This window comes from Pseudomonas sp. TH34, assembly GCF_016650865.1.
In the GTDB taxonomy this organism is placed as follows: Bacteria; Pseudomonadota; Gammaproteobacteria; order Pseudomonadales; family Pseudomonadaceae; genus Aquipseudomonas; species Aquipseudomonas yamanorum.
The window spans coordinates 50,938-66,552 of the sequence record NZ_JAEKFB010000010.1; the positions used below are offsets into that span (position 1 = coordinate 50,938).

Sequence of the window (15,615 nt, forward strand, 5' to 3'; positions counted from 1 at the left end):
ACTCAAGCCTCCAGAAACATGAAATCAGCCGGCAGGATCTCGCGCAGGCGTGCACGAATGGTCGCCAGCTGCTCGTCGCTGTATGGCTTCGCCGGATGCTTGCCCCAGACCGGCGCCGGCCAGGCAGCGTCATCGCGCTTGCGCACGATTACATGCACGTGCAGTTGGCTGACCACGTTACCCAGGGCACCGATATTCATCTTGTCGGCGCCAAACCCTTCATTAAGCAGTTGCGCCAGCACCGTGCTTTCCTGCCACACCCGCTGCTGGTCAGCGACATCCAGTTGAAACACTTCGCTGATACCGTCGATGCGCGGCACCAGGATGAACCAGGGGTAATTCGAGTCATTGGACAGCAGCAGCCGGCACAGGGGGAAATCCCCAATGGGCAAGGTGTCTTGTTGAAGACGTGGATCTAAGGCGAACACAGCAGTCACTCCCGTTCGGCGGGTCAGGTTTCAGGCGCCCAGCATACCTGCGAATGCCGAGCGCTTCACGGCGAATGCATCAGGCCAAATACGCGTCCAAATGGGACACCACGAAAAAAAGCGCACCATTTCGAGACAGACCAATATTTCAGCTACGCTAAATGACCAATGTGTCCAGATGCAGTCAAAGTCAGGACGCGGGCGCTCCCCCAAGACCTTGAGCCAGAGGGATTTCAAGGAGCGAAGAGCGACTTCGAGCAAAAACGCAGGCAAGGAACACCTGCACCAAAATGACCCATTTGTGCTTCAAAGGGATCCACCGACTACTCACAGAAAGGGGTGAACCGGTAACGTTTTGTTCTGGTGCAGGTTTTATGCACCACCGCAGTGGCGTGCGGCAGGTGCCACAAGGCCAAACCAAACGGCGTAAAAAGCCCGTGCTTATGCGGTTTTTACAGGCCGTTGACAATTTTCACGAAAAAATCACATTCGGTTACCGGTTTGTGCACGCTTGTTGCATTCACCCCTGCATCGTCGACAACGGCACCGGCAGGAAGCAGGTGTTTCGCGACGGAAAACAACAGCGGTTCAATGCTTTTTCAGGAAAGAGTTAAAACTTTGAGAAGGGAGGTTCCCACCCCCACCTCGATGCTTTTAAACAGTATTGAAGTTGTCAGTCCGGTTACAAGCGGACTGTGAATTTGCGACATGGAGCTAGCAATTTACGACAGACCCGTAAAGAAGCTGAAAGGATAGATGTGCAAGTATCGTCAATAATGTCTGCGTGATATAACTTTGCGCCGACACAAAAAAGAAAGAGCCGCCCAGACAAAAATATAGGTGGGACGGCAGTACTCTTCCTAAAACCAAAGGAGCAAATCACGATGCGCGTGATGAAGTGGAGCATGATCGCCCTGGCTGTTTCAGCAGGCACCTCGCAGTTCGCAATCGCGTCCTCCCAGGACGATGCCAAGGGCTTTGTTGAAGACAGTACTTTCAGCATCAATACCCGTCTTCTGTATTTCAGCCGTGATATCCGCAACGAACCTGCTGGCGGTTACAAACCTGTTAAAGCAGGCAGTACTGAGAAGAAGAGCATCTCCGAAGAAACGGGCCTGGGCTTCAATGCTCTTTACCAATCAGGCTTCACCCAGGGCACCATCGGCGTCGGTGTTGATGTAATCGGTTTGCTGGGTGTGAAACTGGACAGCGGCCGTGGCCATGCAGGTACAGGCCTGTTCCCTAACGGCGCTGATGGCCGTGCACAGGATGACTACTCCAAAGGTGGCGCCGCCGTTAAATTCCGTTTCTCCGACACGGTCTTGAAAATCGGCGACCAATACACCACCGCTCCTGTCTTCGCTTCCGACGACAGCCGCCTGCTGCCTGAGCTGCCACAAGGTGTCTCGATCACCAGCAACGAGATCAAGGGCCTGAAACTGGAAGGTGGTCACTTCACCGCCAGCACCGCGCAAGCCCAGACCTACCATGACAGCCTGGGCCTGAAGGAAACCAACTTTGTCGGTGGCGTCTACGCGTTCACCCCAGAGCTGACCGGTAGCCTGTACTACGCGAAAACCGAAGACTACTGGAAGAAGACCTACGCCAACATCAACTGGACCCATGCCTTGAGCAAGGAACAGTCGCTGGCCTTTGACTTCAACATCTACAGCACCAAAAGTGATGGCCTTGGTCTGCAACGCGCAGAAAAAGACAACACCACCAAGCTCGACAACCGTGCCTACAGCTTGCAAGGCGCGTACACCATCGACGCTCACACCTTCACCCTGGCCTACCAGAAGGTCACCGGTGACGGCGACTACGGTTACGGCGTAGACGGCGGCGGCACGATTTTCCTCGCCAACTCCGTTGCCCGTTCCGACTTCAACGCTGAAGGTGAAAAATCCTGGCAAGCTCGCTACGACCTGAACATGGCCACCTTCGGCATTCCAGGCCTGAGCTTCATGACTCGTTATGTCACCGGTAGCGGTGCTGACAACGGCGTGACCAACAACGCCAAAGAGTGGGAACGCGACATCGAGGCCAAGTACGTGATTCAGAGCGGCCCGGCTAAAGACCTGAGCCTGCGTGTACGTCAAGCCACTTACCGCTCCAGCGATGGTGTGTACTACGGCTCGGCATCGTTGGACGAACTGCGTCTGATTGCGCAATACCCGCTGAACATCTTGTAATTGGCAGTTTGATTACAACGATGACTTAGGGCCTCGGCTCTAACTAAAAAGCCGCTCACTTGTTCACAAGTGAGCGGCTTTTTTATTGCAACTTAATCTCAACAACCGAATAACTAGCAAGCTAGCTATCTAGTTTAATGCTGCGTAACAAACCTGACACATCGGCCAGGTTTAATCATCCAGTCATGCTATTACTTCGTAGCACTTTCCTGCATGACGCGAATAACCCGCTGCGGAAATGGAATATCAATTCCCGCCGCTTTCAAACGGTCACGTGCCAGTTCGTTGAACATAAACATCACATCCCAATAATCCGCAGTCTTGGTCCAGACTCGCAGGGATACAGTGATCGAACTATCGCCCAAGGTGGAAATCACGGCAGCCGGCGCAGGATCAGCCAGTACCCGTGGATCCTTGGCCAGTTCCAGCAGCACTTCACGTGCTTTCTGCAGGTCGGCTTCGTAGTCGACACCCACATCAAACACTACCTTGCGGGTCGGCTGACGGTTGGTGTTGGTGATGAGGCCGTTGGACAGGCTGCCGTTTGGGATGATCACCGTCTTGTTGTCGCCGGTGCGCAGCACGGTGTGAAAAATCTGGATGCTATCGACGGTACCGGAAGTACCCTGGGCTTCGATCCAGTCACCAATGCGGAACGGGCGGAACAACAGAATCAGCACGCCGCCGGCGAAGTTCGCCAGGCTGCCTTGCAAGGCCAGGCCGATGGCCAGGGTGGCGGCACCAATCGCGGCAACGAACGACGTGGTTGCCACGCCGATCATCGAGGCCACGTTGACCACCAGCATGACTTTGAGCGCAATGTTCGCCAGGTTGGTAATGAAGTGTTGCAGCGCCAGGTCAGCATTACGCAGTGCCAGCAAACGCCCCACTCGGTGGGTCAAGACGTTAATCAGCCACCAACCGATGGCCAGGGTGACCACAGCCAGCAAAAATCGGCTGCCGTATTCCATGATCATCGGTAACCATGACTCCGAGCTCTTGATCAGGTGATCCACTTCAGCGTTCAAGTCCATCTACATTCTCCTGTTTACCGGATGCTCGGCCTATTGGTTGGCCCTAAATACAATTGAGCCCCGTAGGGCTCAATGGTGGGCGCAGGTTCTGGGGCGTGGGACGTCAAAAACGCCCACAGGTTCCCCAAAGTGCTATCAGTCGCGGAAGTTATTGAACTGCAGCGGCATGTCGAAGGTCTTGGCGCGCAGGGCAGCAATGGCCTCTTGCAAGTCGTCACGCTTCTTGCCGGTGATACGTACCTGCTCGCCCTGGATGGAGGCCTGGACCTTGAGCTTGGCGTCCTTGACGTGGGCGACGATTTTCTTCGCCAGCTCCTTGTCGATGCCTTCCTTGAGCACGGCTTCCTGCTTCATCAGCTTGCCGGAGGCATAGGCGTCCTTGATTTCAAGGCACTGCGCATCGATCTTGCGCTTGACCAGGGACAGCTTGAGGATCTCAATCATCGCTTCCAGCTGGAAGTCGGCTTCTGCGGTCAGGTTGACGGTCAGCTCCTTTTCCTTGAACTCGAAGCTGCCCTTGCCCTTCAAGTCATAGCGGCGATCCAGCTCCTTGACGGCGTTCTCGACGGCGTTAGTGACTTCGTGTTTGTCCAGTTCGGATACCACGTCGAACGACGGCATGTAATTTCTCCAATAAAAAGGGGCGCGGCTCAGTAGAGATGGAGCACGCCCAGGCTAAAATGCCCGGGCATTATAGCGGTTCTTTCGCCTCGTTCACTGCGGGCAGCCTTACGGAGTAAAAACTGATGTCGACCACCTGGCATGTCCTCGGCGCTGGCAGCCTCGGAACATTGTGGGCTGCCCGCCTGGCCCGCGCCCGGTTGCCGGTGCGCCTGATCCTGCGGGACCACGCGCGGCTGGCGAGCTATCAGACCGGCAAGGGCCTGACCCTGGTCGAGCACGGCGTGGCTCACACCTATCCAGTCGTCGGCGAAACATCCGACAGCCCTGGGCCGATTCATCGCCTGCTGGTGGCGTGCAAAGCCTACGACGCCCAAGAGGCCGTCGCACAGCTTGAACATCGTCTGGCACCCCACGCCGAGCTGATCCTGCTGCAAAACGGCCTGGGCAGCCAGGATGCAGTCGCCGCCCAACTGCCCCAAGCCCGCTGCATCTTCGCCTCCAGCACCGAAGGCGCGTTTCGCGAAAGCGACTGGCGGGTCGTATTTGCCGGCCATGGCTACACCTGGCTGGGAGATGCGAGCCACCCTACCCCGCCTCTGTGGCTGGATGACCTGCAAGCCGCCGGCATCCCCCATGCATGGAGCACCGATATCCTCACCCGCCTGTGGCGCAAACTGGCCCTGAACTGCGCCATCAACCCGCTGACTGTGCTGTATCAATGCCGCAATGGGGAACTGCAAGCCCATCAGTGCGAAGTGGCCACCCTGTGCGCCGAACTCGCCGAACTGCTGGAATGCTGCGGCCAACCCGCCGCCGCGCAGGATTTGCAGAGCGAAGTGGAGCGGGTGATCCAGGCCACGGCGGCCAATTACTCATCGATGTACCAGGACGTGGCCAATGCCCGGCGCACCGAAATCAGCTACTTGCTGGGCTATGCCTGCCAGGCGGCCGCACGTCACCAACTGACCTTGCCGCACCTGCAACAACTTCAGGTCCGCCTGGTACAGCAACTGTCTGCACGCGGATTGCCCAGCGACTGAAGCACGCGCTACCCTGCCTGCTTGTTCCTTTGCAGCGAAAACCTTGATGCCACTGCGCCAGCGTCTCGAAAATCTACCGGTTGGGCAAAAACTGCTGGCGGCCCTGCTGGTCTTGTTGACCACCGTCTTGCTGGTGGCCAACCTGACCTTTATCAGCGCCGCCTACTGGATCTCCCAGGAAAGCATGGCGCCCCAGGCCTTGCAGGCCATCGGTCGACTGGTGTCGAACCCGTCGCTGGCTGCCCAAGCCCTGGACTCGCCGCTCAAGGCGCAAAACCTGCTGGATGAACTGACCAGCTATTCACCCTTGCGGGCCGCAGCCTTGTATGACGGTGAGGGTACGCGCCTGGCCCAACTGCAACATGCCAATCGCCTGCACCTGCCAGCCAATTACAATGAGATCGAAATCTGGCGCGCCACCGAGTTTCGCAGCAATCAGGTGATCACCCTTCCCCGTGCCGGCCAACCGTCCGGGCATTTGCTGCTGGTGGCCAGCAGCGAACTGCCGGTGGCCTTTTACACCGGGACCTTCACCGCCAGCCTGGGCATCCTGATTTTCAGTGTGCTGCTGTGGCTGGTGATTGCCCGACAGATCAAGCGCCTGATTACCCGGCCGATCCATGAACTGGAAGAACTGTCGCGTCAGGTCACCCGGGAAGAGAACTACGCCTTGCGCGCCGGTCGCGGCAACCATGACGAAATCGGCAGCCTGGCCGAAGCCTTCAACACCATGCTTTCGCGCATCGAAGCCCGCGAGCAACAACTCAAGCGCGCGCGGGACGATTCCCAGGCCGCCTACGATCAGGCCCAGGGCCTGGCGGAAGAAACCCGCCACACCAACCGCAAGCTGGAACTGGAAGTCCAGGTGCGCAGCAAGATCGAGAAAAAACTCACCGGTTTCCAGAACTACCTCAACAGCATCATCGACTCGATGCCCTCGGCGCTGATTGCCCTGGATGAACAGCTCTACGTCACCCAGTGGAACCAGGAAGCCAGCGCGCTTTCCGGCACCCGTCTGGATGAGGCGTTGAACCAGCCAATCTTCCTTGCCTTCCAACCGCTCAAACCCTTTTTGCCGCAAATCAAGGCCACGGTGGAGCAACACACCGTGGAGCGGATCGAGCGGGTGACCTGGGTCAAGGATGACGAGCCCAAGCACTACGCCCTGACCTTCTACCCGCTGATGGGCGGCGCCGGGCGTGGCGTAGTGATCCGGATCGACGACATCACCCAGCGCCTGTCCCTGGAAGAGATGATGGTACAGTCAGAGAAGATGCTCTCAGTCGGCGGCCTGGCCGCCGGCATGGCCCACGAAATCAACAACCCGCTGGGGGCGATCCTGCATAACGTGCAGAACATCCGCCGCCGCCTGTCCAACGAACTGCCAAAAAACCTTGAGCATGCCGAACAGGTGGGCATCGACCTGGACATGGTCAACCGCTACCTGCAAAGCCGCGAAGTGCCGCAATTGCTCGATGGCATCCAGCAGGCCGGAGCCCGGGCGGCAAAAATCGTCACCCACATGCTCAGCTTCAGCCGCCGCAGCAACCGCCAGATGGCGCCCTGCGACCTGCCGGCCTTGATCGACCAGGCCGTAGAAATTGCCGGCAACGACTTCGACCTCATCGTCGGTTTCGACTTCAAGGGCCAGGCGATCATCCGCCAGTTCGACCCACAACTGGGCCCGGTGCCCGGCACCGCCAACGAACTGGAGCAGGTACTGCTCAACCTGCTGAAAAACGCCGCACAGGCGATTCACCAGCGTGAAAATGACAGCGAGCCCGGGCGTATCATCCTGCGTACCCGGCTCAACCCGCCGTGGGCGGAGATCCAGGTGGAAGACAACGGCATCGGCATGAGCGAGAACGTGCGCAAACGCACGTTTGAGCCCTTCTTCACCACCAAGGAGATCGGCCAGGGCACCGGGCTTGGCCTGTCGGTTTCGTACTTCATCATCACCAACAATCACAAGGGCCAGATGGAAGTCCAATCGACCCTCGGCCAAGGCACCTGCTTCACCCTGCGATTACCTTTGGCGGGCAGCCAATTGCCCCCCAACGAACTCACTCAACTGGAGCGCTAACCATGGGCTTTCGCCTGTCGAAGATTTACACCCGTACCGGCGACAAGGGCGAAACCGGCCTGGGCGATGGTCGCCGCGTGCCCAAGGACCATCCACGGGTCGAGGCGATTGGCGAAGTCGATGCGCTGAACAGCCAGCTGGGTTTGTTGTTGGCGGGTCTTGAGGAACAGAGCGGGCAGCATCCGGCATTGAAGGATGTGATCGAGGTGCTGACGCCTTGCCAGCATCGGCTGTTTGATCTGGGCGGCGAGTTGGCGATGCCGGTGTACAAGGCGCTGAATGCGGCGGAAGTCGACCGGCTTGAAGCGGCGATCGATCGCTGGAATGAAGAGGTCGGGCCGCTGGAGAACTTCATTCTGCCGGGGGGATCGGCGTTGATTGCCCAGGCTCATGTGTGCCGCAGCCTGGCTCGCAGTGCGGAGCGTCGGTGTCAGCACCTGAATGCTGTGGAACCGCTGGAAGGCGTGGGGTTGGCGTATATCAACCGGCTGTCGGACTTGCTGTTTGTGGCAGCCAGGGTGATCGCCAAGCGTCAGGGCGTTGCGGAGATTTTGTGGCAGGCGGCGGCAAAGCCGCACTAATGCTTACTGACTGATTGAGATTTGTGCCGAGGGAGCTTGCTCCCTCGGCACAACAAGCTCATCGGCCTGGTCCTTACACCTCAGGCCAAAACGCCCGAATCCCCGCCACGCCTTGCGCACCGGCTTCCCAGGCCTTTTCCCGCTCTGCAGGACCCACCCCACCCAGCAAGAACACCGGTTTGCTGAAACCACTGATCAACTGCTGCGCCTGCGCCCACCCCAATGGCTGGGCATCCGGGTGAGTCTGGGTCGGCTGAACCGGAGACAGGGTGACGAAATCCACGTCCATCAACTCCGCCAACGCCAGTTCTTCAGCATTGTGGCAAGACGCCGCCAACCAGCGATCCTTCGGCAAAGGACGTCCCTTGCTCGCGTATTTGCGCAGTTGCGCCGAGGTCATGTGCCAGCCGGCTGCGGGAAAATCCCCCAGCCATTCAAACGGCCCTTTCAGCATAAGCTGAGCCTTGCCCGCACACAGGCCCACGGCGTCCACCGCCAGGTCGCGGTACTTGGGGTCGTAACCGTTGGGAGCACGCAACTGAACCAGCTTGATGCCGCCAGCGATGGCCTTTTGAATCCCGCGCAGCAGGGTCGGCGTTTCCAGCTCACCCGGAGTGATCAGGTATTCAGCCGGCAAACGCGCTGCCGCTACGATCGGTGCGTTGGCCGCCGGAAACTCATAGTTAGGCAGGTCCCGTTGGGCCACCCACTCAAGGGGTTGCCCTTCGGCACCGTGAGGTTCGCCGGTAAAGGCCGAGACTTCCCAGACATCCAGCAACACCTGCTTGTCCGGGTAATCATGCTGCACCTTGATCAACGGACGAGCCGCCGTAACCTGAATACCCAACTCTTCCTGCAATTCACGGGACAGCGCGGTAGCGACCGACTCATCGGCCTCCACCTTGCCCCCGGGAAACTCCCAGAGCCCGCCCTGATGCTGGGTATCGGCGCGGCGCGCCAGCAGAATCCTGCCGTCGACACCCCGGATGACCGCTGCTGCTACATGAACTCGTTTCACCGCACTATTTCCTCTGAATCGGTTTGAAGACCTGCCTGGTATCAGGTGCGGTATTCCGCGTTGATCTTCACGTACTCGTGGGACAGGTCGGTGGTCCAGATGGTTTCGCTGCACTCACCGCGGCCCAATTCGATACGGATGGTGATTTCTTCCTGCTGCATCACCGCAGAACCCTGGGCTTCGGTGTACGTCTCGGCCCGGGCGCCACGGCTGGCAATGCACACCTCGCCGAGGAACACATCGATCTTGCTCACGTCCAGGTTCGGCACACCGGCACGCCCCACAGCGGCCAGGATACGGCCCCAGTTCGGGTCGGAGGCAAACAGTGCAGTCTTGATCAGCGGCGAGTGGGCCACGGTGTAGCCGACGTCCAGGCATTCCTGATGGTTGCCGCCGCCGTTGACTTCAACCGTCACAAACTTGGTGGCACCTTCGCCATCACGCACGATGGCCTGGGCCACGTCCATGCACACTTCGAACACCGCCTGCTTCAAGGCTGCGAAATACGCGCCGTTGGACGAGGTGATTTCCGGCAGGTCGGCCTGGCCGGTGGCTATCAACATGCAGCAGTCGTTGGTCGAGGTATCGCCGTCGATGGTGATGCGGTTGAACGACTTGTTGGCGCCGTCGAGCATCAGGTTTTGCAGCACATCACGAGAGACTTTGGCGTCGGTGGCGATATAGCCGAGCATGGTCGCCATGTTCGGGCGAATCATGCCAGCACCTTTGCTGATGCCGGTGACGGTCACGGTGACGCCTTCGTGCACAAACTGGCGGCTCGCGCCTTTAGGCAGGGTGTCAGTGGTCATGATGCCGGTGGCCGCGGCCGCCCAGTTATCCACCGACAAGTCATCCAGTGCGGCTTGCAACGCGCCTTCGATTTTCTCGACCGGCAACGGCTCACCGATCACACCGGTGGAGTACGGCAGCACCTGGTTGGCATCAACGCCAGTCAGCTCTGCCAGCTTGGCGCAGGTGCGAGCAGCAGCGGCCAGGCCAGGCTCGCCGGTGCCGGCGTTGGCATTGCCAGTGTTGGTCAGCAGGTAACGCACCGGGCCTTCAACCCGCTGCTTGGCCAAAATCACCGGAGCCGCGCAAAACGCGTTCAGGGTGAACACACCCGCGACGGTCGAGCCTTCGGCACAGCGCATCACCACCACATCCTTGCGCCCCGGGCGTTTGATGCCGGCCGAAGCAATACCGAGTTCAAAACCGGCAACCGGGTGCAACGTGGGCAAAGGACCAAGACCAACAGCCATGAATGCGCTCCTAAAAATAGTGGATGTGTGACCCGTCATTCTCGACGGTGACAAAATGGCAAAACGCCGCGACGGCTGATGCCGGTCGCGGCGCGGGGTGTTGCAGCGTCAGGCGAAAATCTTAGTTGATTTCGCCGTGGCAGTGTTTGAACTTCTTGCCCGAACCGCACCAGCACAGTTCATTGCGACCCAGCTTCTGCTCATTGCGCACCGGAGCTTGAGCCAGGGCCACATCGACCTCTTCACCCAACACTTCCGGAGCCTCAAGGCCAGGCGCTTCGTCGTGCTGGAACTGCATGCGCGCAGCCAGTGCCTCGGCTTCCTGACGCAGGCGGGCTTCTTCCTCGATCGGGTCTTCGCGACGCACCTGAACGTGGGACAGCACACGAATCGAATCGCGCTTGATCGAATCCAGCAGCTCGGAGAACAGCGTGAACGACTCGCGCTTGTACTCCTGCTTCGGGTTCTTCTGGGCGTAGCCACGCAGGTGGATGCCGTGACGCAGGTGGTCCATGGTCGACAGGTGGTCTTTCCACAGGTCGTCCAGCACGCGCAGTACGATTTGCTTCTCGAAGGTGCGCAGTGCTTCGGCACTCGCCTGCTCTTCTTTTTCGTTGTACGCGGCCAGCAGCTCGGTCATGAGCTTCTCGCGCAGGGTTTCTTCGTACAGGTGGTCGTCTTCGTCGAGCCATTGCTGGACCGGCAAGTCGACACCGAAGTCGCTCTTCAACGCGGCTTCCAGACCGGCAACATCCCACTGCTCAGGCAGGGACTGTGGCGGAATGTGTGCGCTGACGGTGGCGTTCAGCACGTCCTGGCGGAAATCGGCAATGGTCTCGCCGATGTTGGTGGCGGCCAACAAACTGTTACGCATGTGATAAATCACTTTACGCTGTTCGTTGTTGACGTCATCGAACTCGAGCAGTTGCTTACGAATGTCGAAGTTGCGGCCTTCTACCTTGCGCTGGGCCTTCTCGATGGCGTTGGTCACCATGCGGTGTTCAATCGCTTCACCGGACTGCATGCCCAGGGCTTTCATGAAGTTCTTCACCCGGTCCGAGGCGAAGATACGCATCAGGCTGTCTTCCAGGGACAGGTAGAAACGGCTGGAACCGGCGTCACCCTGACGACCGGCACGACCACGCAACTGGTTGTCGATACGACGCGATTCGTGACGCTCGGACGCGATCACCTGCAAGCCGCCGGACTCCAGCACTTGTTGGTGACGCTTCTGCCAGTCAGCCTTGATCTGCGCGATCTGCTCTGGGGTCGGGTTGTCCAGGGAGGCAACTTCCACTTCCCAGTTACCGCCCAACAGGATGTCGGTACCACGACCGGCCATGTTGGTGGCGATGGTCAGTGCGCCCGGGCGACCGGCCTGGGCAATGATCTCGGCTTCTTTTTCGTGGAACTTGGCGTTGAGGACCTTGTGCTCGATGCCTTCCTTGGCCAGCAAGCTGGACATGTGCTCGGAAGTTTCGATGGTAGCGGTACCCACCAGCACCGGACGGCCCTGGGCCATGCACTCCTTGATGTCGGCGACGATTGCAGCGTATTTCTCGTCGGCGGTCAGGAACACCAGGTCGTTGAAATCTTTACGCGCCAGCGGCTTGTTCGGCGGGATAACCATCACCGACAGACCGTAGATCTGGTGGAATTCGAACGCTTCGGTGTCGGCTGTACCGGTCATGCCGGACAGTTTGTTGTACAGACGGAAGTAGTTCTGGAAGGTGGTGGAGGCCAGGGTCTGGCTTTCAGCCTGAATGTTCAGGGCTTCCTTGGCTTCGATCGCCTGGTGCAGGCCTTCCGACAAACGGCGACCCGGCATGGTACGACCGGTGTGTTCGTCGACCAGTACGACCTGGCCGTCCTGCACGATGTATTCAACGTTGCGATGGAACAGCTTGTGAGCGCGCAGGCCGGCATACACGTGGGTCAACAGGCCCAGGTTGTGCGCCGAGTACAGGCTCTCGCCTTCGGCCAGCAGGCCGATCTGGGTGAGCATGTCTTCGACGAACTGGTGACCGGCTTCGTTGAGTTCGACCTGGCGGGTCTTTTCGTCGATGGTGAAGTGACCTTCTTTGGTCACCACGCCTTCCACTTCCTCGATATGTTGCTCAAGGCGCGGGATCAGCTTGTTGATTTCGGTATACAGACGCGAGCTGTCCTCGGCCTGACCGGAGATGATCAGCGGGGTACGGGCTTCGTCGATCAGGATGGAGTCGACTTCGTCGATCACGGCAAAATTGAGTTCGCGCTGGAATTTTTCTTCCATGCTGAACGCCATGTTGTCGCGCAGGTAGTCGAAACCGAATTCGTTGTTGGTACCGTAGGTGATGTCGGCAGCGTAGGCGGCGCGCTTCTCTTCCGGCGGCTGGAACGGCGTGACAACGCCGACCGTCAGGCCGAGGAATTCATACAGCGGACGCATCCAGTTGGCGTCCCGGCGAGCCAGGTAGTCGTTCACCGTCACAACGTGCACGCCCTTGCCGGACAATGCGTTGAGGTAAACGCCCAGGGTTGCCACCAGGGTCTTGCCTTCACCGGTACGCATTTCGGCAATCATGCCTTCATGCAAGGTCATGCCGCCGATCAACTGAACGTCGAAGTGGCGCATGCCCATGACACGCTTACCGGCTTCACGGGCGACCGCAAAGGCTTCGGGAAGCAGCTTGTCGAGGGTTTCACCTTTGGCTATGCGGGCCTTGAACTCTTCGGTCTTGGCGCGCAATTGCTCGTCCGAAAGGGCAACCATCTGCTCTTCGAAGGCATTGACCAGCTGCACCGTCTTGAGCATGCGTTTGACTTCGCGCTCATTCTTGCTTCCAAAAAGTTTCTTTAACAAAGGCGCAAACATATCGGCAGGTTCTTCCACACATAGGGATGGAGGGCGCCCCGTGAGTCGCCCGAGCAGCCCTCACGGCCGCATGCGAACGAGCATTCTACCCGGAAACGTGGGTGAGGAAAGTGGCGTTATTCCACGATGCTGGCACGGCGCTCTTAGAGGGCTTGTTTAAAATAAGGGCTTTTTGCTGAACTTCAACCCATTCAGGCAATAAGTTACTCATTGATTTAATGGATAAACTGCCGGTAATGCAATGGCCGCAGCGGTGCAGACGCTTTCTGCTACCATGGCCGCTCTGTTACTTAAGGTGTCTAGTCATGGCATTTCGCCCTCTTACGGCTCGAGCTCCCGCCGTGTTGCTTCGCGAAGCCAAGCCTTTAAAAGCCATCTTCGGCCATGCGCAACGCCTTGGTCATCTGCAACGCCTGGTAGAAAGCCAACTGCAACCCGCCGCCCGCGAACACTGCCATGTGGCTTCGTGGCGTGAAGGCAATCTGCTGCTGATCGTCACCGATGGCCATTGGGCGACGCGCCTGCGCTATCAGCAAAAACGGTTGCAGCGCCAATTGATGGCCTTCGATGAATTCGCCAGCCTGACGCGCATCCAGTTCAAAGTACAACCGCCGACCGTACCGCAAGGTGCAGTGGGGCATACGATGGATTTGTCGGAAATCGCAGCCGAAACCATTCAGGCCACCGCCGACGGGATTACCGACCCGAATTTACGCGCGGCGCTGGAGCGGCTGGCCGCTCACGCCAAGCCCAAAACCTGAGACCCGGCGCATAACCAAATGTGGGAGCGGGCTTGCTCGCGAAGGCGGCGTGTCAGTCACTGCATATATTGACTGATGCACCGCTTTCGCGAGCAAGCCCGTTCCCACATTTGATCGCATCGTTATTTACGCTTGCTGCCACCCAACAACGACCCGAGTAACCCGCGCACCAATTGCCGGCCCATCTGATTGGCCGCCTGTTGCATCGCCGACTTCAGTGCCTTGCCTGCCGTAGTTCCCAGAAACGCGCCTGCCTTGTCGGTAAAACTCGGTTCTTCAGCAGCGGGCGCCGCCTCGTCCTGCGGCCCCAGGTCCTTGCGGGCCATCAACACTTCGTACGCCGACTCTCGATCAATCGGCTTGTCATAGCGCCCCAGCAACGGCGAACTGGCAATCAACGCCGCCCGCTCGGCTTCGCTCAACGGCCCGATCCGCGATTGCGGCGGCGCCACCAGTACGCGTTGGACTACCTCAGGCGTCCCCTTTTCCTGCAAGGTTCCCACCAGCGCCTCACCCGTTCCCAATTCGGTCAGCACCGCCAGCGCATCAAACGCCGTGTTAGGGCGGAAGCCATCGGCCACGGCTCGCAGGGATTTCTGCTCTTTGGTGGTGAATGCCCGCAGGCCGTGCTGGATGCGCAAGCCCAGTTGCGCCAGTACCGTGTCCGGCAGGTCTCCCGGAGACTGGGTGACGAAATACACACCGACCCCTTTCGAACGAATCAGCCGCACCACTTGTTCCAGGCGATCCTGCAGGGCTTTTGGAGTATCGGCGAATAACAGATGCGCCTCATCGAAAAACAGCGCCAGCAGCGGCTTGTCGGCATCACCGCGCTCCGGTAGCTGCTCAAACAGTTCGGCCAACAGCCAGAGCAGGAAGGTCGCGTACACCTTCGGTGCCTCATGCACCAGCCGGCTGGCGTCCAACAAATGAATACGACCGCGCCCGTCACTGGCGGGCTGCAGGATATCTTCCAGTTGCAACGCCGGCTCGCCGAACAACGCTTCGGCGCCCTGCTGCTCCAGCACTGCCAGGCGACGCAACAGCGCCTGGCTGGAACCGGTAGTCATCAAGGCCGCGTCTTCCCCCAGCAATTCCGGGTGGTAGCGCAAATGATTGAGCAACGCCTTGAGGTCCTTCAGATCCAGCAGCAGCAGGCCTTCGCGGTCGGCCACCTTAAAAGCTGCATAAAGCGCTGATTGCTGGCTGTCGGTGAGTTCCAACAGGCTGCCGAGCAACAGCGGGCCCATTTCACTCATGGTGGTACGCAGCGGATGACCGGACTGGCCGTGGATATCCCACAACGTCACCGGATACGCCTTGGGCGTGTAATTAAGGAAAGGCATGCCGGCGATCCGCTCGGCGACCTTGCCTTGAGGGTTGGCCGCAGCGCCCAGGCCACACAGGTCGCCCTTGATGTCGGCGGCAAATACCGCGACGCCGGCATCGCTGAAGGCTTCCGCCAGACGCTGCAACGTGACGGTTTTGCCAGTACCGGTAGCACCCGCGATCAGGCCGTGGCGGTTGGCCAGGCGCATCGACTGGGCGATCGGCTGACCTTGAAGATCTGCACCAATAATGAGTTGCGAGGAGTCAGGCATTTTGTCACCCATGGTTAATCTTTAGCACGGCGTGGTCGATACAGTTAAAGCGAGAGACCCAAGAAGTCTTAGAAAAAACGGGCCGGATAATTCCTGCAGGAGCAGATGGAAATATCACACTTTTTTTGACGCAGCCA

At 59.0% G+C, this 15,615-nt stretch carries 13 protein-coding genes; 6 read left to right on the forward strand and 7 right to left on the reverse strand.

What is annotated here, in order from left to right:
- Nucleotides 1-2: 2 nt before the first annotated feature.
- Nucleotides 3-428 carry an HIT domain-containing protein gene (locus JFU58_RS05095; RefSeq protein WP_201139985.1) on the reverse strand — a complete coding sequence of 142 codons (426 nt, stop codon included), beginning with the start codon at nucleotides 426-428 and terminating at the stop codon, nucleotides 3-5.
- Between the two features lie 374 nt (nucleotides 429-802).
- On the opposite strand from JFU58_RS05095, the gene JFU58_RS05100 reads away from it, so the two are divergent.
- Entirely contained in the window at nucleotides 803-1,042 is a 240-nt protein-coding gene (locus JFU58_RS05100) for a hypothetical protein (protein ID WP_201139986.1), read from the forward strand.
- Nucleotides 1,043-1,312: 270 nt separating this feature from the next.
- Nucleotides 1,313-2,620: an OprD family porin gene (locus tag JFU58_RS05105; protein ID WP_063027607.1), complete on the forward strand. Its 1,308-nt coding sequence runs from the start codon at nucleotides 1,313-1,315 to the stop codon at nucleotides 2,618-2,620.
- A gap of 191 nt (nucleotides 2,621-2,811) precedes the next feature.
- Here the strand turns inward: JFU58_RS05105 and JFU58_RS05110 are convergent, their stop codons facing one another.
- Both JFU58_RS05110 and JFU58_RS05115 read right to left on the reverse strand, forming a co-directional pair.
- On the reverse strand, nucleotides 2,812-3,654 hold the full coding sequence (locus tag JFU58_RS05110) for a mechanosensitive ion channel family protein (RefSeq protein ID WP_201139987.1): 843 nt from the start codon (nucleotides 3,652-3,654) through the stop codon (nucleotides 2,812-2,814).
- Nucleotides 3,655-3,789: 135 nt separating this feature from the next.
- Nucleotides 3,790-4,275, reverse strand: a complete 486-nt coding sequence (locus tag JFU58_RS05115) for a YajQ family cyclic di-GMP-binding protein (protein WP_017475669.1) — start codon at nucleotides 4,273-4,275, stop codon at nucleotides 3,790-3,792.
- Between the two features lie 125 nt (nucleotides 4,276-4,400).
- On the opposite strand from JFU58_RS05115, the gene JFU58_RS05120 reads away from it, so the two are divergent.
- The 3 genes from JFU58_RS05120 to JFU58_RS05130 are packed head-to-tail and all read left to right on the forward strand — an operon-like array spanning nucleotide 4,401 to nucleotide 7,982.
- Nucleotides 4,401-5,318 (forward strand): putative 2-dehydropantoate 2-reductase, encoded by a 918-nt coding sequence (locus JFU58_RS05120; RefSeq protein ID WP_093205678.1) that lies wholly within the window; start codon nucleotides 4,401-4,403, stop codon nucleotides 5,316-5,318.
- Between the two features lie 46 nt (nucleotides 5,319-5,364).
- Nucleotides 5,365-7,401 (forward strand): sensor histidine kinase, encoded by a 2,037-nt coding sequence (locus JFU58_RS05125; RefSeq protein WP_017475667.1) that lies wholly within the window; start codon nucleotides 5,365-5,367, stop codon nucleotides 7,399-7,401.
- A gap of 2 nt (nucleotides 7,402-7,403) precedes the next feature.
- On the forward strand, nucleotides 7,404-7,982 hold the full coding sequence (locus JFU58_RS05130) for a cob(I)yrinic acid a,c-diamide adenosyltransferase (RefSeq protein WP_063027599.1): 579 nt from the start codon (nucleotides 7,404-7,406) through the stop codon (nucleotides 7,980-7,982).
- 73 nt (nucleotides 7,983-8,055) lie between these two features.
- Here the strand turns inward: JFU58_RS05130 and JFU58_RS05135 are convergent, their stop codons facing one another.
- From JFU58_RS05135 to secA, 3 genes are all read right to left on the reverse strand, one after another.
- Complete coding sequence (locus tag JFU58_RS05135; protein ID WP_063027597.1) at nucleotides 8,056-9,000, reverse strand: Nudix family hydrolase; 945 nt, start codon at nucleotides 8,998-9,000, stop codon at nucleotides 8,056-8,058.
- Nucleotides 9,001-9,041: 41 nt separating this feature from the next.
- Nucleotides 9,042-10,259, reverse strand: coding sequence for a bifunctional glutamate N-acetyltransferase/amino-acid acetyltransferase ArgJ (argJ, locus tag JFU58_RS05140; RefSeq protein ID WP_063027595.1), 1,218 nt, complete (start codon nucleotides 10,257-10,259; stop codon nucleotides 9,042-9,044).
- 121 nt (nucleotides 10,260-10,380) lie between these two features.
- Entirely contained in the window at nucleotides 10,381-13,116 is a 2,736-nt protein-coding gene (secA, locus tag JFU58_RS05145; protein WP_003209775.1) for a preprotein translocase subunit SecA, read from the reverse strand.
- 305 nt (nucleotides 13,117-13,421) lie between these two features.
- Between secA and JFU58_RS05150 the strand changes: the two genes are divergently transcribed.
- Nucleotides 13,422-13,877, forward strand: a complete 456-nt coding sequence (locus tag JFU58_RS05150; RefSeq protein WP_008432358.1) for a DUF721 domain-containing protein — start codon at nucleotides 13,422-13,424, stop codon at nucleotides 13,875-13,877.
- 122 nt (nucleotides 13,878-13,999) lie between these two features.
- Here the strand turns inward: JFU58_RS05150 and JFU58_RS05155 are convergent, their stop codons facing one another.
- A complete protein-coding gene (locus JFU58_RS05155) occupies nucleotides 14,000-15,478 on the reverse strand; it encodes a helicase HerA-like domain-containing protein (RefSeq protein WP_201140164.1) in 1,479 nt (492 codons plus the stop codon).
- Between the last annotated feature and the right edge of the window lie 137 nt (nucleotides 15,479-15,615).